17 protein-coding genes are annotated in these 15,603 nt (G+C 69.4%); 9 read left to right on the top strand and 8 right to left on the bottom strand.

Going from position 1 to position 15,603, the window contains the following annotated elements:
- The first annotated feature begins 186 nt into the window (after positions 1–186).
- The 7 genes from ACMATS_RS12105 (at position 187) to ACMATS_RS12075 (ending at position 8,438) form a co-directional block, all read left to right on the top strand.
- Positions 187–1,185 (top strand): ABC transporter permease, encoded by a 999-nt coding sequence (locus tag ACMATS_RS12105; protein WP_336413476.1) that lies wholly within the window; start codon positions 187–189, stop codon positions 1,183–1,185.
- 76 nt (positions 1,186–1,261) lie between these two features.
- A complete protein-coding gene (locus ACMATS_RS12100; RefSeq protein WP_414167895.1) occupies positions 1,262–3,019 on the top strand; it encodes an ABC transporter substrate-binding protein in 1,758 nt (585 codons plus the stop codon).
- A gap of 142 nt (positions 3,020–3,161) precedes the next feature.
- Positions 3,162–4,175: an ABC transporter permease gene (locus ACMATS_RS12095; RefSeq protein WP_336413474.1), complete on the top strand. Its 1,014-nt coding sequence runs from the start codon at positions 3,162–3,164 to the stop codon at positions 4,173–4,175.
- Positions 4,172–5,227, top strand: a complete 1,056-nt coding sequence (locus ACMATS_RS12090) for an ABC transporter ATP-binding protein (protein ID WP_336413473.1) — start codon at positions 4,172–4,174, stop codon at positions 5,225–5,227. Before ACMATS_RS12095 ends, ACMATS_RS12090 begins: the two co-directional genes overlap by 4 nt.
- A 23-nt stretch (positions 5,228–5,250) precedes the next feature.
- On the top strand, positions 5,251–6,240 hold the full coding sequence (locus ACMATS_RS12085) for an ABC transporter ATP-binding protein (RefSeq protein ID WP_414170702.1): 990 nt from the start codon (positions 5,251–5,253) through the stop codon (positions 6,238–6,240).
- Positions 6,241–6,343: 103 nt separating this feature from the next.
- Complete coding sequence (locus tag ACMATS_RS12080) at positions 6,344–7,738, top strand: M1 family metallopeptidase (RefSeq protein ID WP_414167894.1); 1,395 nt, start codon at positions 6,344–6,346, stop codon at positions 7,736–7,738.
- A gap of 40 nt (positions 7,739–7,778) precedes the next feature.
- Positions 7,779–8,438: a trimeric intracellular cation channel family protein gene (locus ACMATS_RS12075; RefSeq protein ID WP_414167893.1), complete on the top strand. Its 660-nt coding sequence runs from the start codon at positions 7,779–7,781 to the stop codon at positions 8,436–8,438.
- Positions 8,439–8,476: 38 nt separating this feature from the next.
- Here ACMATS_RS12075 and ACMATS_RS12070 read toward each other — a convergent pair whose 3' ends face one another.
- Both ACMATS_RS12070 and ACMATS_RS12065 read right to left on the bottom strand, forming a co-directional pair.
- Complete coding sequence (locus ACMATS_RS12070; RefSeq protein WP_414167892.1) at positions 8,477–9,055, bottom strand: TIGR03086 family metal-binding protein; 579 nt, start codon at positions 9,053–9,055, stop codon at positions 8,477–8,479.
- A gap of 38 nt (positions 9,056–9,093) precedes the next feature.
- The gene (locus ACMATS_RS12065; RefSeq protein WP_390776811.1) at positions 9,094–9,498 is read right to left on the bottom strand and encodes a carboxymuconolactone decarboxylase family protein; all 405 of its coding nucleotides are present in this window, start codon (positions 9,496–9,498) and stop codon (positions 9,094–9,096) included.
- Positions 9,499–9,641: 143 nt separating this feature from the next.
- On the opposite strand from ACMATS_RS12065, the gene ACMATS_RS12060 reads away from it, so the two are divergent.
- Both ACMATS_RS12060 and mnmA read left to right on the top strand, forming a co-directional pair.
- The gene (locus tag ACMATS_RS12060; RefSeq protein WP_414167891.1) at positions 9,642–10,811 is read left to right on the top strand and encodes a cysteine desulfurase family protein; all 1,170 of its coding nucleotides are present in this window, start codon (positions 9,642–9,644) and stop codon (positions 10,809–10,811) included.
- A gap of 91 nt (positions 10,812–10,902) precedes the next feature.
- Entirely contained in the window at positions 10,903–12,078 is a 1,176-nt protein-coding gene (gene mnmA / locus ACMATS_RS12055; RefSeq protein WP_414167890.1) for a tRNA 2-thiouridine(34) synthase MnmA, read from the top strand.
- Here mnmA and ACMATS_RS12050 read toward each other — a convergent pair.
- The 6 genes from ACMATS_RS12050 to ACMATS_RS12025 form a co-directional block, all read right to left on the bottom strand.
- On the bottom strand, positions 12,059–12,322 hold the full coding sequence (locus ACMATS_RS12050) for a hypothetical protein (RefSeq protein ID WP_391151681.1): 264 nt from the start codon (positions 12,320–12,322) through the stop codon (positions 12,059–12,061). The genes mnmA and ACMATS_RS12050 overlap by 20 nt on opposite strands.
- Positions 12,319–12,687, bottom strand: a complete 369-nt coding sequence (locus ACMATS_RS12045) for a hypothetical protein (RefSeq protein WP_391151683.1) — start codon at positions 12,685–12,687, stop codon at positions 12,319–12,321. Before ACMATS_RS12045 ends, ACMATS_RS12050 begins: the two co-directional genes overlap by 4 nt.
- 182 nt (positions 12,688–12,869) lie before the next feature.
- Positions 12,870–13,406, bottom strand: a complete 537-nt coding sequence (locus ACMATS_RS12040; RefSeq protein ID WP_414167889.1) for a Uma2 family endonuclease — start codon at positions 13,404–13,406, stop codon at positions 12,870–12,872.
- 347 nt (positions 13,407–13,753) lie between these two features.
- Positions 13,754–14,494, bottom strand: a complete 741-nt coding sequence (locus ACMATS_RS12035) for a dienelactone hydrolase family protein (RefSeq protein ID WP_414167888.1) — start codon at positions 14,492–14,494, stop codon at positions 13,754–13,756.
- A gap of 6 nt (positions 14,495–14,500) precedes the next feature.
- Entirely contained in the window at positions 14,501–14,716 is a 216-nt protein-coding gene (locus ACMATS_RS12030) for a DUF397 domain-containing protein (protein ID WP_414167887.1), read from the bottom strand.
- A gap of 12 nt (positions 14,717–14,728) precedes the next feature.
- A complete protein-coding gene (locus ACMATS_RS12025; RefSeq protein ID WP_390776653.1) occupies positions 14,729–15,583 on the bottom strand; it encodes a helix-turn-helix domain-containing protein in 855 nt (284 codons plus the stop codon).
- Positions 15,584–15,603 lie beyond the last annotated feature (20 nt).

Raw genomic sequence — 15,603 nt, 5'->3', positions numbered from 1 at the left:
CCACATTGAAGACTCCCGCTTCACAGGGATGTTCGGTCCTGTGTACGACCTGCTCCGCGTGATGTTTCCGCACCACCCCGCACCATCGCTCCACACTGCGCACCTCCTGCACCAGTGATGTGAACCAGCCACTTCGGTGGCGGGCGTCGGGCCGGACGGAACCGGCCGAGAGGGGTCCCTGCAACGATGACAGCACCGATCGAGACCACCGGGTCCGCTGCCGGCGCGCAGCCCGAGGCTGTCCTCGCCGGGGCGAAGCGGAGCCAGATCGAAGGGCGTTCGCTCTACCAGATCGCCTGGCTCCGCTTCAGGCGCGACCGGGTCGCCGTGGCCGGCGGGATCGTGGTGATCCTGCTGGTCCTGCTGGCGGCGCTCGCCAAGCCGATCGAGTCCGTCTTCGGCCTCGATCCCAACGCCTTCCACCAGGACCTCATCGACCCGGACCTGCTCGCCCCCAAGGGCTCCTGGGGCGGCATGAGCTGGGAGCACCCGCTGGGCGTGGACCCGCAGTACGGGCGCGACATCCTGGCCCGGATCATCGAGGGGTCCTGGGTCTCGCTGCTGGTCGCCACGGGGGCCACGGTGCTCTCGGTGGTCATCGGCACCGTGCTCGGCGTCGTCGCCGGGTTCTACGGCGGCTGGGTGGACAGCGTGATCAGCAGGATGATGGACACCTTCCTGGCCTTCCCGCTGCTGCTGTTCGCCATCTCCATCTCGGCCGCCCTGCAGGACGGCGCCTTCGGGCTCTCGGGGCTGCCGCTGCGCATCAGCGTGCTGATCTTCGTGATCGGCTTCTTCAACTGGCCCTACATGGGCCGCATCGTGCGGGCGCAGACGCTCAGCCTGCGGGAGCGGGAGTTCGTGGAGGCGGCCAGGAGCCTGGGCGCACGCGGTCCGTTCATCCTCTTCCGGGAGCTGCTGCCCAACCTGGTCGCGCCGATCCTCGTCTACTCGACGCTGCTGATCCCGACCAACATCCTCTTCGAGGCCGCCCTGAGCTTCCTCGGCGTCGGCATCGCCCCGCCGCAGGCCTCGTGGGGCGGCATGCTCACCGGGGCGACGGAGCTCTACCAGGCCGACCCCGAATACATGATCGTGCCGGGCCTGGCCATCTTCGTCACGGTCCTGGCCTTCAACCTGCTGGGCGACGGGCTGCGCGACGCGCTCGACCCCCGCAGCAAGTGATCAGCGCGACACATCTCTTGAGCGGCGCCGCCTGCCGGTCCGCCGTACCGCCATCGATCGAGGAGGCGTTCCTCAGGTGAAGAGAAGCAAAGCGACGGCCGCGATAGCCGCCGCCGTGGCCCTGACCCTCGGGGCGACGGCCTGCGGCGGCGGGTCCAAGAGCAGCGGCGGGAAGGACGGCGGCAACTCCGCAGCCGACGCGGCCCTCACCTCCGTCGTCAACACGTCCGACAAGAAGGGCGGGACGCTGAAGTTCGCCCTGTCCGACGTTCCCGACTCCCTCGACCCGGGCAACACCTACTACGGCTGGGTGCAGAACTTCGCCCGGCTGTACGCCCGTTCGCTCACCACCTTCAAGCCCGCGGCCGGAAAGGCCGGGCTGGAGATCGTGCCGGACCTCGCCGAGTCGCTGGGCAAGCCGAGCGACGACGCCAAGACGTGGACGTACACGCTGCGCCAGGGCGTCAAGTACGAGGACGGCACCCCGATCACGTCCAAGGACGTCAAGTACGCCATCGAGCGCAGCAACTTCGCGCCCGAGGCGCTGTCCAACGGGCCGACCTACTTCAAGGCCCACCTGGTCGACGGCGACAAGTACCAGGGGCCGTACAAGGACAAGAGCCCCGACGGCATCAAGGCCATCGAGACCCCGGACGACCGGACGATCGTCTTCCATCTCAAGGACGCCTTCGCGGACTTCGACTACCTCGCGGGTCTCCCGGGGTCGGCTCCCGTGCCGCAGAAGGCCGACAAGGGCGCCGACTACGTCAAGCACATCATCTCCTCGGGCCCGTACAAGTTCTCCTCGTACGAGGACGGCAAGGGCGCGACGCTGGTACGCAACCCGCAGTGGGACCCGAAGACCGACCCGGTGCGCAAGCCGCTGCCGGACAAGGTCGACATCAAGTTCAAGGTCAACCAGGTCACCATCGACAACAACCTGCTCAACAACAGCCTCCAGGTCGACGCGGCGGGCACCGGCGTCGCCCCGCAGACCCAGCCGAAGGTGCTGCAGGATCCCAAGTACAAGAAGCTGACGGACTCCTCGTACGCGGGCGCGACCTCGTACATCGGCCTGAACGTGCACGTGAAGCCGTTCGACAACATCGACTGCCGCAAGGCCGTCCAGTGGGGCATCGACCGGGCCTCCGTGCAGGAGGCGGCCGGCGGCGCGCCCAAGGGTGACGTGGCCACCACGCTGCTGCCGCCGACGGTCAACGGCTACACCAAGTTCGACCAGTACCCCACGCCGGGCGGCAAGGGCGACATCGCCAAGGCCAAGGAGGCGCTGGCCAAGTGCGGTCAGCCCAACGGCTTCACCACCAACCTGACCGCGCGCTCCGACCGGCCCGCCGAGATGGCCATGGCCACCGCGGTGCAGGCCTCGCTGAAGAAGATCGGCGTCACGGCCGAGATCAAGTCCTTCCCGACCGGCAAGTACTTCACCAACTTCGCCGGGGTGCCGGACTACGTGCACAGCCACGACCTCGGCATGATCATGACCGCGTGGGGCGCCGACTGGCCCACCGGCTTCGGCTTCCTGGACCAGATCGCCAACGGCGCGGCCATCAAGCCCTCCGGCGGCAACAACGTCCAGGAGCTCGACGACCCCAAGATCAACCAGATGCTCAACGACACCATCAAGAACACCGATGCCGCCGCGCGGAACAAGGGCTGGGGCGAGATCGACAAGATGATCGCCGACAACGCCTCGGCGGTGCCCCTGATCTACCGCAAGAACCTGCTCTTCCGCCCCACCAGCGCCACCAACGTCACGGTCACCCAGGCATACCTCGGCATGTACGACTACCTGCTGATGGGCGCCTCCAAGTAAGCGCTTCCAGGTAAGCGCCTCCGCATCAGCGCCTCCAAGTAATTAGCGGAATCGTTCCGCCGCCCGCACCCGAAAGGCAGGTGAAGGCACCCCGGCGGCCGCCGGACGGATCCCCGTCCGGCGGGCCCGGCGCCGCACAGCTGTGGCTGCGTACATCATCCGACGCGTGTTCGCCGCGGTGCTGTTGCTGCTGGTGGTCAGCGCAGTCACCTTCGCGATCTTCTTCCTCGTCCCCCGGATCGCCGGGCAGACGGTGGACCAGCTGGCCGCGCAGTACGTGGGGAAGGACGCCAACCCCACCTCGATCGCCGCGGTCAAGCACAACCTCGGCCTCGACCAGCCGATCTACGAGCAGTACTGGCACTTCGTCAAGGCCATCTTCGCCGGCGCCGACTACACCTTCGGCCCGGACGCGGCCCACTGCTCGGCGCCCTGCTTCGGCTACTCCTTCAAGAACCACATCGAGGTCTGGCCGCAGCTGACCTCGCGCATCCCCGTCACCCTCTCGCTCGCCGTCGGCGCGGCCGTGATCTGGCTGGTGTCCGGCGTGGCGGTGGGCGTGCTGTCCGCGCTCCGGCGCGGGTCGTTCTTCGACCGGCTGTCCATGGGCATCGCCCTGGCCGGTGTCTCGCTGCCGATCTTCTTCACCGGCATGCTGGGCCTGGCGATCTTCACCGTCCAGTGGCCGCTGTGGAGTTCGGGCGTGAACTACGTCAGCTTCACCGACAACCCCGCCCAGTGGGCCTGGAACCTGCTGCTCCCCTGGTGCAGCCTCGCCTTCCTCTACTCCGCGCTCTACGCCCGGCTCACCCGGGCCGGAATGCTGGAGACGATGAGCGAGGACTACATCCGCACCGCCCGCGCCAAGGGCCTCAAGGAGAACGTCGTCGTCGCCAAGCACGGGCTGCGTGCCGCGCTGACCCCGATCGTCACCATCTTCGGCATGGACTTCGGCCTGCTCGTCGGCGGCGCGGTCATCACCGAACAGGTCTTCTCCTTCAAGGGACTCGGCGAGTACGCCGTCTCCGGCATCCGCGACAACGACCTGCCCATCGTCATGGGCGTCACCCTGGTCGCCGCCTTCTTCATCGTCGTCTGCAATCTGCTGGTGGACCTGGTCTACGCGGCCATCGACCCCAGGGTGAGGTACTCGTGAGCGAGCAAGAAGCCCCGGCCGCCGAGGACGCGTTCCTCTCCGTGCGGGACCTGCGCATCCACTTCGACACCGACGACGGCCTGGTGAAGTCCGTGGACGGCGTCAGCTTCGACGTGCGCCGCGGCAGCACGCTCGGCGTCGTCGGCGAGTCCGGCTCCGGCAAGTCGGTCACCTCGCTCGGCGTCATGGGCCTGCACCGCACGGCGCGGGCCCGGATCTCCGGTGAGGTGTGGCTGGACGGCGAGGAGCTGATCGGCGCCGACCCCGACCGGGTGCGCCGGCTGCGCGGCAGCAAGATGGCCATGATCTTCCAGGACCCGCTGTCGGCCATGCACCCGTACTTCACGGTCGGCGCGCAGATCGTCGAGGCCTACCGCGTCCACCACGACGTGAACCGAAAGACCGCCCGCAAGCGGGCCGTCGAGCTCCTGGACCGCGTCGGCATCCCGCAGCCCGACCGCCGCGTGGACGACTACCCGCACCAGTTCTCGGGCGGCATGCGGCAGCGCGCCATGATCGCCATGGCGCTGGTCAACAACCCCGAACTGCTCATCGCCGACGAGCCGACCACGGCCCTGGACGTGACCGTGCAGGCGCAGATCCTCGACCTGATCCGCGACCTGCAGAAGGAGTTCGGCTCGGCCGTCGTCATCATCACCCACGACCTGGGCGTCGTCGCCGAACTGGCCGACGACATCCTGGTGATGTACGCGGGCCGCTGCGTCGAGCGCGGCCCGGCCGAGGCGCTCTTCACCCGCCCCCGGCACCCCTACACCTGGGGCCTGCTGGGCTCCATGCCGCGCATCGACCGCGAGCAGACCGACCGGCTGATCCCCGTCAAGGGCGCCCCGCCCAGCCTCATCAACGTGCCCGAGGGCTGCGCCTTCAACCCGCGCTGCCCGTACGCGGACGTCCCCGAGGGCGGCATCACGCGGACGGAACGCCCCGAACTCGGGGTCGTACCGGACGAGGACGCGCACTACTCCGCCTGCCACATGTCGCACGAGGAGCGGACGCGCATCTGGACCGAAGAGATTGCGCCGAAGCTGTGAAGGAAGCCGTGAAGGGCGGAACGATGACGGACCCCGGCACCCCCGAAGCTCTTCTCACCGTCGAGGGGCTGGTCAAGCACTTCCCCATCACCAAGGGGGTGCTGCGGCGCCAGGTGGGCGCGGTGCAGGCGGTGGACGGCCTCACCTTCGACGTGCGCACGGGGGAGACCCTGGGCGTGGTGGGCGAGTCCGGCTGCGGCAAGTCGACCATGGGCCGGCTGATCACCCGGCTGCTCGAACCCACCGCGGGGCGGATCGAGTTCGAGGGCCGGGACATCACCCACCTCGGCGTCTCCGGGATGCGCCCGATGCGGCGCGACGTGCAGATGATCTTCCAGGACCCGTACTCCTCGCTGAACCCCCGGCACACCGTGGGCACGATCGTCGGTGCCCCCTTCAAGCTCCAGGGACTCGCCCCCGAGGGCGGGGTGAAGAAGGAGGTCCAGCGGCTGCTGGAGCTCGTCGGCCTCAACCCCGAGCACTACAACCGCTATCCGCACGAATTCTCCGGCGGCCAGCGGCAGCGCATCGGCATCGCGCGGGCGCTCGCCCTCAAGCCGAAGCTGGTCGTCGCCGACGAGCCGGTGTCGGCGCTGGACGTGTCGATCCAGGCGCAGGTGGTCAACCTGCTGGACGACCTCCAGGACGAACTGGGCCTGACGTACGTCATCATCGCGCACGACCTGTCGGTCATCCGCCATGTCTCCGACCGGATCGCGGTGATGTACCTGGGCAAGCTGGTGGAGCTGACGGACCGGACGTCGCTGTACACGGCGCCCGCGCATCCGTACACCAAGGCGCTGCTGTCCGCGGTGCCGGTGCCGGATCCGCGGCGGCGGAAGGAGAGGGATCGGATTCTGCTCAAGGGTGATGTGCCGTCGCCGATTTCGCCGCCCTCGGGGTGCCGGTTCCGGACGCGGTGCTGGAAGTCCGCCGAGGTGTGCGCGGAACAGGAGCCGCCGCTCCTGGAGTTGCGGACGGGGCACCAGGTGGCCTGCCACTTCCCCGAGTAGGCCGGGTACGGGGCGCGTTACAGGTGCGGGGCATGTGCATGACGAGGCTCCTGCGTGGGAAGGGTCGCCGCATAGCGCTGAACTCGCCCCGAAGGGACGGAACATGCCCCGCACCCCCACCAGACTGCTCGCCCTCGCCACCGCCGCCGCATCCGCCTGTCTGATATCCGCGGCCCCCGCCGACCACCCCTCGCCCGGCGCGCCCGGCATCGGTGACTCCTACTTCCCGCACGAGGGCAACGGAGGTTTCACCGTCCGGCACTACAACCTCGACGTCTCCTACGCCCCGGGCACCGGCAGACTCGACGGCCGCGCCACCGTCTCCGCGCGGGCCACCCAGAGCCTGTCCTCCTTCGACCTCGACCTCCAGCAGCTGGGCGTCTCCAAGGTCGAGGTGAACGGCCGGCCCGCCGCCTTCCGCCACGACGGCGACGAGCTCGTCATCACCCCGCGGCACGCCCTCGCCAAGGGCCGCGCCTTCACGGTGACCGTCACCTACGGCGGCATCCCGCAGGCGCTCGGCGGCCCGATCATCTTCGGGTCCAAGTACGGCTGGATGAAGACCAAGGACGGCGTCTTCGTGGCCTGCGAACCCAACGCGGCCTCCACCTGGTTCCCGTCCAGCGACCACCCGTCGGAGAAGGCGACCTTCGACATCACGGTCCGGGCCCCCAAGGGACTCACCGCCGTCTCCAACGGCAGGCTGATCTCCACCCGCGACCGTGGCGAGACCACCGTCACCCACTGGCGTGAGAGCCGCCCCATGGCCACCTACCTGGCCACCGCCACCATCGGCAACTTCGACGTGCGGACGGGGGAGACCCCCGGCGGCATCCCGGAGTACGTCGCCGTGAACAAGGGTCTGCAGACCGGCAAGACCGACTTCTGGGGCATCACGGCGGCGGCCACCGACTACTGGTCCAAGATCTTCGGTCCGTACCCCTTCGAGGAGACCGGGGCGATCGTCGACGACATGCCGGACGCCCACTTCTCCCTGGAGGTCCAGTCGAAGCCGGTCTACTCGGCGGTGCGCAGCGAGACCACCATCGTCCACGAGCTCGCCCACCAGTGGTTCGGCGACTCGGTCTCCGTCGAGCGCTGGAAGGACATCTGGCTCAACGAGGGCTTCGCCAGCTACGCCCAGTGGCTGTGGGACGAGCACAAGGGCACCCGCAGCGCGCACGACGCCTTCCTGAAGGCGTACGACAGCTACAAGCCGGACGACGCCTTCTGGAAGATCAACGTGGCCGACCCGCAGCGCGACACCATGTTCTCCGACCCGGTCTACGAGCGCGGGGCGATGACGCTGCAGATGCTCCGAGAGCGGATCGGCGACAAGGCGTTCTTCAAGCTGCTGCCCACCTGGACCGCGCAGCACCGGTACGGCAACGCGAACACCGCCCAGTTCATCGCGCTCGCCGAGAAGATCTCCGGCAAGCACCTCGGCGACCTGTTCACCACCTGGCTGTCGACCTCCGGAAAGCCTGCCCTGCAGTAGCCGTGGCCGAAATCATGTACGCGACGAGTAAGAATGTCGCGTGCTCACCGATCTGTTCAGTCCCACCGTCCAGCACTCGCTGGACCTGGCCGGGATCTTCGTCTTCGCGATCTCCGGCGCGCTGCTCGCCGTCCGCAAGAACTTCGACGTCTTCGGCATGGCGGTACTGGCGGAGGTCACGGCGCTGGGCGGCGGACTGTTCCGGGATCTGATCATCGGCGCCGTGCCGCCCGCGGCCTTCACCGACCTCGGCTACTTCCTCACGCCGCTGGTCGCCACGCTGATCGTCTTCTTCCTGCACCCGGAGGTCGAGCGGATCACCAAGGCGGTGGGCGTCTTCGACGCGGCCGGCCTGGGGCTGTTCTGCGTCGCCGGCACGGTCAAGGCGTACGACCGGGGGCTCGGCCTGACCTTCGCCGCCACCCTCGGCCTGGCCACGGCCGTGGGCGGCGGCGTGCTGCGCGACATACTCGCCCATGAGGTGCCGTCGCTGCTGCGCTGGGACCGTGACCTGTACGCCGTGCCGGCGATGGTCGGTTCGACCATCGCCGCCCTGATGATCCGCTACGACGCACTCAACGGCCCCACGGCCGTGGTGCCGGTCGTCACGGCCTTCGTCCTGCGACTGCTGGCCATGCACTACCACTGGCGGGCACCGCGCGCCTGGCACCGCAGGAGCGCGGCCGCCGAGGAGGCCTGAGCGCCCCGTAAGGGGCGCGAAGATCCGCCGGACGCGCCCTAGAGCGCCCGGCCCAGCCACGCCGCCAGCCGCCCGTACGCGTCCGCGTCCTGCGGAGCCGTCCGCACCGGGCCGAACGGCACGCCCTCGCCGCGCCGGTCGGCCGTCAGCGCCTGCTGGGCCCACTGCAGCGCGTACTCGCCGAGCTCCTGGTCCAGCGGAAGCGGGTGGCCGAGGGCCTGCGAGAGGTCCCAGGTGTGGGCGACGGTCTCCATCACGCACCCCGAGGCGAGGTACGCACGGCCCGGCATCTCGCCCCACGGCACGGAGATGGGCATGTCCAGCTTGGCGTCGTCCGCCCAGGCCGCCGCGAGGCGGGCCCGGCCCGCCTCGTAGGCGGCGGCCCAGCCGTCGTCGGCCACGTCCGCGACGGCCGTCAGATGCTCGGGCTTCCCCGTCTCGCCGATCGCGGCACCGGCGTTCAGGCCGCCGACGAGGTGCGCGAGCAGACCGCGTATGTCGAACTCCTCGCACGGCGTCGGGTCGCCGAGCCGCTCGGCGGGGACGGCCGCGATGAGCGCGGCCAACTGGCCGGTGGCGCGGGCGGAGAGGACGCGGGGATCGCTTGTTGTGTTCATGTGGACCACGTTAGCGATCATGTAGGCCGGGTCGCGTCCTACTTCGTCACCGGACCGACCGGCAGCAGCCCGCGCTCGGCGAAGACCTTCTTGGCCACGAACGTCGCGTTGAGGGCCTTCGGGATGCCGCAGTACACCGCCGAGTGCAGCAGCGCCTCGACGACCTCCGTCGGCGTCAGCCCCACGTTCAGCGCGCCGTTGACGTGCACCTCCAGCTGGGGCTCGCAGCCGCCGAGGGCCGTCAGCATGCCGAGCGTGACCAGCTGGCGCTCGCGCGGGGCCAGTTCCGGGCGGGCGTAGATCTCGCCGAAGGCCCAGGAGATGACCTGGTTGCCCAGCTCCGGGGAGATGTCGGCGAGGGACTCGACGACGCGGTGGCCGGCCTCGCCGTCGACCGTGTCCAGCATGGCCAGGCCGCGCTCGTGGCGCTCGCCGAGGGTCATGTCCTGCGGGTTGTTCATGTGGTCCCCGTTCTTCATGGACATGACGGTAGAACTTCGAGTGAGCTCCAACGCAAACCCCGTTCCCTGCACGGCCGGGACGCCCCGTACCACCCGGCGGGCCGCCTCGTAGAATCGTGCCCACCATGGCCTACCTCGACCACGCCGCCACCACCCCGATGCTCCCGGAGGCGGTGCAGGCGATGACCGCCCAGCTCGCCCTCACGGGCAACGCCTCCTCGCTGCACGCCGCCGGGCGGCGGGCGCGCCGCACCGTCGAGGAGGCGCGCGAGTCGCTCGCCGCCTCGCTCGGCGCGCGCCCCAGCGAAGTCGTGTTCACCGCGGGCGGCACCGAAGCGGACAACCTCGCCGTGAAGGGCCTGTACTGGGCCCGCCGCGCCGCCGACCCGGCCCGTACGCGCGTCCTGGCCAGCCCCGTGGAACACCACGCCGTGCTCGACGCCGTCGACTGGCTCGCCGCGCACGAGGGCGCGACCGTCGAGTACCTGCCGGTCGACGCCTACGGGCGCGTGCACCCGGACGCGCTGCGCGAGGCGATCGCCCGCAACCCGGACGATGTGGCCCTGGTCACCGTCATGTGGGCCAACAACGAGATCGGTACGGTCATGCCGGTCCGCGAACTGGCCGATGTCACCGCGGAATTCGGTATTCCGCTGCATGCCGACGCGGTGCAGGCCTTCGGCCAGCTGGACGTGAGCTTCGCCGACTCCGGGCTCGCCGCGATGACGGTCAGCGGCCACAAGATCGGCGGTCCGTACGGGATCGGCGCGCTGCTGCTGGGGCGCCAGTACGCGCCCGTGCCGCTGCTGCACGGCGGCGGCCAGGAGCGGCACGTGCGCTCCGGCACGCTCGACGTGCCGGCCGTCGCCGCGTTCGCCGTCGCGGGCGCGCTGGCCGCGGAGCGGCGCGAGGAGTTCGCCCGCGAGGTGGGCGCCCTGCGGGACGAGCTGATCGCGGGCGTGCGGGGGTCCGTCCCGGACGCGGTCCTGGGCGGCGACCCGGACCCGGCGGGCCGGCTCCCGGCCAACGCCCACTTCTCCTTCCCGGGGTGCGAGGGCGATTCCCTGCTGCTCCTGCTGGACGCCCAGGGCATCGAGTGCTCGACGGGCTCGGCCTGCACGGCCGGGGTGGCCCAGCCGAGCCACGTCGTCCTCGCGACGGGCACGGACCCGGAACTGGCACGGGGGACGCTCCGCTTCTCTCTGGGCCACACGTCGACGCGTGAGGACGTGGCGGCGGTGATCGAGGCGATCGGCCCCGTGGTGGAACGGGCGAGGAGCGCGGGGCTGAGCTAGGGGGAGGGGCGCGGGGAACTGCGCGACCAGCCACAGACGACCCGCAGCCGCAGAACCTCACCTCCTCCCGCCCCCGTACCCTGGAGGGGTTATGACTGACTTCCCCGGTGCCCCCGACTCCAAGGCCCCCCGCAGGGGGCTCCGCGTACTGGCCGCCATGTCCGGCGGAGTGGACTCCGCCGTCGCCGCCGCCCGCGCCGCCGAGGCCGGCCACGACGTGACCGGCGTGCACCTCGCCCTCTCGGCGAACCCGCAATCCTTCCGCACCGGCGCCCGCGGCTGCTGCACCATCGAGGACTCCCGCGACGCCCGCCGCGCCGCGGACGTCATCGGCATCCCCTTCTACTGCTGGGACCTCGCCGAACGCTTCCGCGAGGACGTCGTCGAGGACTTCGTCGCGGAGTACGAGGCCGGCCGGACCCCGAACCCCTGCCTGCGCTGCAACGAGAAGATCAAGTTCGCGGCCCTGCTGGACAAGGCCCTCGCGCTCGGCTTCGACGCGGTGTGCACGGGCCACTACGCGACGGTCGTGGTGAACGAGGACGGCACGCGCGAGCTGCACCGCGCGAGCGACATGGCGAAGGACCAGTCGTACGTCCTCGGCGTCCTGGACGAGAAGCAGCTCGCCCACGCGATGTTCCCGCTGGGCGACACGATCACCACCAAGGACGAGATCCGCGCGGAGGCGGAGCGCCGTGGCCTGGCGGTGGCGAAGAAGCCCGACAGCCACGACATCTGCTTCATCGCGGACGGCGACACCCAGGGCTTCCTGGCGAAGCGGCTGGGCAAGGCCGAGGGCGACATCGTCGACGAGTCCGGCACCAAGGTCGGCACCCACGAGGGCGCCTACGGCTTCACCATCGGCCAGCGCAAGGGCCTCCGCATCGGCCACCCGGCCCCGGACGGCAAGCCGCGCTACGTCCTGGACATCTCGCCGGTGAACAACACGGTGACGGTGGGCCCGGTGGAGGCGCTCGACGTGATCGCCCTGACGGCGATCAAGCCGCGCTGGTGCGGGGTCGCTCCCGCGGGGGAGGGCACGTACACGGCCCAGCTGCGCGCCCACGGCGGCGAGACGGCGGTCACGGCGGAGCCGGTGGGCGATGCGGAGCTTCGCGTCCGCTTCACGGAGCCGGTACGGGGCGTGGCCCCGGGGCAGGCGATCGTGCTGTACGACGGGACGCGGGTGGTGGGGTCGGCGACGATCGCGGCAACCGAGCGGGCGCGCGAGGGCAACCCGTCGATGATCAGTACACGATCACGCTGACGATCACCACGCATTCCCCTCGGACGTGCGTTGCGTAGTTGATCGTGAACTCCCGGCCGGTTGCGGTCTTCCCGCTCTCGAACCGCAGCCCGGGTGACAGGCCCTGGTAGGCGGCTCCGTCGAGATAGACCATCGAGTTGAGCTCTGCCAGGTCTGCACCCAGGCGCTCGACCGCGGCCTGCACGTCGGGAGGGAGGCTGTCTCCGTAGCCGTCCGGATCGTATGCCCAGGTCCACGTGCTCATCGGGGGTTCAGAGCCTCGACTTCCTGCTGAGCTGCCCGCATGATCGTTCCGATCTCGTGGATGGCGGCCCGGACTTCGGCGTTGTCATGGCTCGTCTGCATGCGCTCTTCCGCGGCGTGGAAGCGGGCGGACCGTTCGGGATCCCGCTCGATGGCGACGATCGTGCCCCACCGAATGTAGAACAGATGGATGGGGCCGATGCTGTGGTTCTTGCCGGCCTCGTCGAATGCGGTCTGCATTTCGGTGAACAGTTCCGGCAACCGTTCCGGAGCGACCGTGGCGATCGCCGCACGCAGCGAGGGCAGGTTCAGTTCGGGCATGGGGATCAGGGGCCCGTCGTGGTGGTGCACAGGCTGGCTGCTCATCCGGAGTCGCCTCCTCGCTCGGTCGGGGTGCCCAGCCTATCCACGGACCGTCTGGGACCGACGTGATTCGTGTAGCCGGGTGAAGAGTGTGGGCACCAGGCAGACGGTTGTGCTAAGGGGCGTGGAGGAGCTCCGGGGCCGCTTCGTGGAGCCGGTACGGAGCGGGGTGCCCTGCGGGCGGCTCAGTAGGTGAGGAGGCCTGTCGTATCGAGCTCCGTGTTGATGGGGGCTCCGATGGACACCGGGTCGCCGAACGGGGTTTCCGTGGGGGAGTCGTAGTGGCCGTCTTCAGGGTGTGAGTAGAGCAGACACTTGCCCTCAATGGCGTTCACGATGAGGTAGTAGGGCACCCCGGCCTGGGCGTACTTCCTGACCTTCTTGACGGTGTCGTTCTCCGGGTTCGACTTGGAGGTGACCTCGGCCACGAGGACGAGTTCGTCCGCCGGGAACTCTTCGAGATCGACTCGCCGGTAGGACGGGTCCGAGACGGACACGTCCGGGCGCAGGTACGTCGTCCCGTGCCAGCCCTCGTAGACGGTGTTGACTGCGGTCGTAACGCACCACTTCGCCAAGAGCTGAGCTGCAATGGCCATCACCATCGCGCCGTGAGCAGGCGTAACCACGGTGTCGAAGTCGACTTCTCCGTCGATCATTTCGGCGTTGTAGTCCGGGAATGCCTCGTCGAATTCCTTGAACCGCTGCATTTCCGCAGTCGTCACCGGGCGCTCCAACTGTGTGGTCCGACGTGGCCACGACCCTGCCCTGGTGTCGGGGCCCCGTGCAGGCGTTCTCACTCAGAACGCCCGATGGAGTGAACGGCAGTTGGTGTCCCGGCATACGTGCTCCAGGCCGGCGAGGAGCACCTCGCCGGCCTGGCGTCGGTCGTCCGGAGCGGTGCTACTCGCTCGGCTCGTCACCGGCGATTGGCCCGAGGAAGTGGAGGCTCCACGCCTCGTTGGGGGAGTCGTCCTCTCTCCCACCCGTCATCGGCGTGTGTAGGGGCAAATATCGCCAGGGCGATCGTGTCCGTATCGGCCCTCTTGATTCGCGAGGGCGTTGCGAGGAATCAGCCGGTCGCGAGAGTCCGGGCGAAGAACGGCAGCAACCGGTCCCAGTGCAGCTGCAGGCCGGACGGGCTGAAGGCTGCCGTGTCGGACATGGTGAAGCCGTGGATGGTGCCCGGGTAGACCTCGGAGGTGTAGCGGACCCCGGCGGCGTCCAGGGCCTTGTCCAGCTCGGGCATGGGCTCGTCCTGCTCGGCCAGACCGAAGAGGAGTTCGCCCCGCAGCTGCGGGGCGAGCCGGTGCGGGCTGTCGGGCTCCTCGGTGACCATGCGGCCGGGGTGGAAACCGGCCGCGGCGGCCACCTGGTCGGGATGGGCCGCCGCCGTCCGTACCGCCAGGGCCGCGCCCATGCAGTAGCCGACGGACCCGACCGGGCCGGGGCCGACCTCGGGCTGTGCGGCGAGGAAGTCCAGGTAGGCGCCGGCGTCGCTCAGCACCCGCTCGGCGGTGAGCGACTGGAGCAGCGGGCCGAGGGTCTCGAAGAACGCCCCGCGGGCCTCGGGGGTGCTCAGGTCGGGCACCTCGAACAGGGGCGCGCGGCCTTGGCGGTAGTAGACGTTCGGGGCCAGGACGTAGTAGCCCTCGGCGGCCAGCCGCTCGGCCAGCGCGTGGATCACCGGGCGAAGCCCGAGGGCGTCCATGTACAGCAGGACGGCGGGGTGCTGCTCGCCGTCGTCGGGGAAGGCGACGAAGGCGTCGGCGGTGCCGTCGGGGGTGGTGATGTCAACTGTCTTGGTGGGCATGCGTTGTCAGTCCCTATCGGTTGCGAAGTCGTGCGGTCCGACTCTGCCCGCCTTTATACCGGCGAGTAGTGCCCCGAGGGCGCCCCGGCCCGCCCTTATGACCCCTGCCGGGACTTCGCTCTCGCGGAGGGCCACCGTCGCGGTGCCGGTTGCTGTGCACTCGACGCAGTTGTTGCCGCCGCCCCCGCTGAAACTTGAGCGCTGCCAGTTGCGGTCTATCACGGTCTGGGCCTCTCACATTTCGCGTGCGATGGACCAGATGAGGCTTTGTGACTCGTCAGGCGGGAGTGCCGAGCTTTCCATCAGGTCCAGCAGAGCACGGTAGTTGGCCAGTGGCGTGGGTGCGTCGATGAAGTGGGCCCCGAGTTCGGTGTCCAGGTGGACCGTGTCGAGTTGAGGCACGGGACCTTCCGCGTAGAGGATCGAGTGGCCCGCGCCGTGGAAGCCGCCTGCGCTGAATGGGATGACCCGAAGGGTTACGTTCTCCCGGTCTGCGGCTTCCGCCAGGTGCTCCAACTGCTTGCGAGCAACGTCGCGCCCTCCGAACTCCAGGCGGAGGGCGGCCTCGTGGATGATGCCGACGTACGGAGTTGCACGGTCCCCGTTGACGACGGATTGGCGACCGAGGCGATGAGCGACCCCCAGTTCTACCTCCAGACGTGGCAACTTGGGAACGACGAGCTCGAAGAGGGCTCGCGCGTGGTCCTCGGTCTGGAAGAGGCCGGGCAGATGCACGGTCTGTGCAGTGCGGATTCGGGTTGCGTAGTGCTCGATCTCGGAGACGCCCAGATGTCCGTCCGGGAGCTTTCCTCGGTACTCGTCCCACCATGGGCGTGGCCGGCGATTGCCTGCCATGGCGGCCAGTGCATCGGTCAGTTCCGGGTCCGGGCATCGGTACCGACAGGCCAGATGCCGGACGCGCTCCTCGCTGAGTCCGGTGCGGCCTGCCTCGATATTGGAGATCATCGTGCGGTCCGCGCCGAGCATGGCAGCCGCCTGCTGGACCGAGATTCCTGCCTGTTCGCGTAGCCGGCGCATCTCCGTGGCCAGGCGTTTCTGGCGGCCTGTGGGGCCGTTTCGTGGAGCCATGGATCCTCTCTCATACGCGC

The sequence above is a fragment of the Streptoverticillium reticulum genome (assembly GCF_047456005.1).
GTDB lineage: Bacteria > Actinomycetota > Actinomycetes > Streptomycetales > Streptomycetaceae > Streptomyces > Streptomyces reticulum.
The sequence above is the reverse complement of the archived record's forward strand: the minus strand, read 5'-3'. Positions and strand labels throughout refer to the sequence as shown.

Bases quoted from the DNA above. Each gene is read 5' to 3' on its own strand.
- ACMATS_RS12085 (WP_414170702.1), top strand. From the start codon at position 5,251: ATGACGGACCCCGGCACCCCCGAAGCTCTTCTCACCGTCGAGGGGCTG.
- ACMATS_RS12070 (WP_414167892.1), bottom strand. From the start codon at position 9,055: ATGAACACAACAAGCGATCCCCGCGTCCTCTCCGCCCGCGCCACCGGC.
- ACMATS_RS12105 (WP_336413476.1), top strand. From the start codon at position 187: ATGACAGCACCGATCGAGACCACCGGGTCCGCTGCCGGCGCGCAGCCC.
- ACMATS_RS12060 (WP_414167891.1), top strand. From the start codon at position 9,642: ATGGCCTACCTCGACCACGCCGCCACCACCCCGATGCTCCCGGAGGCG.
- ACMATS_RS12050 (WP_391151681.1), bottom strand. From the start codon at position 12,322: ATGAGCACGTGGACCTGGGCATACGATCCGGACGGCTACGGAGACAGC.
- ACMATS_RS12080 (WP_414167894.1), top strand. From the start codon at position 6,344: ATGCCCCGCACCCCCACCAGACTGCTCGCCCTCGCCACCGCCGCCGCA.
- ACMATS_RS12065 (WP_390776811.1), bottom strand. From the start codon at position 9,498: ATGACCCTCGGCGAGCGCCACGAGCGCGGCCTGGCCATGCTGGACACG.
- ACMATS_RS12035 (WP_414167888.1), bottom strand. From the start codon at position 14,494: ATGCCCACCAAGACAGTTGACATCACCACCCCCGACGGCACCGCCGAC.
- mnmA (WP_414167890.1), top strand. From the start codon at position 10,903: ATGACTGACTTCCCCGGTGCCCCCGACTCCAAGGCCCCCCGCAGGGGG.
- ACMATS_RS12045 (WP_391151683.1), bottom strand. From the start codon at position 12,687: ATGAGCAGCCAGCCTGTGCACCACCACGACGGGCCCCTGATCCCCATG.
- ACMATS_RS12025 (WP_390776653.1), bottom strand. From the start codon at position 15,583: ATGGCTCCACGAAACGGCCCCACAGGCCGCCAGAAACGCCTGGCCACG.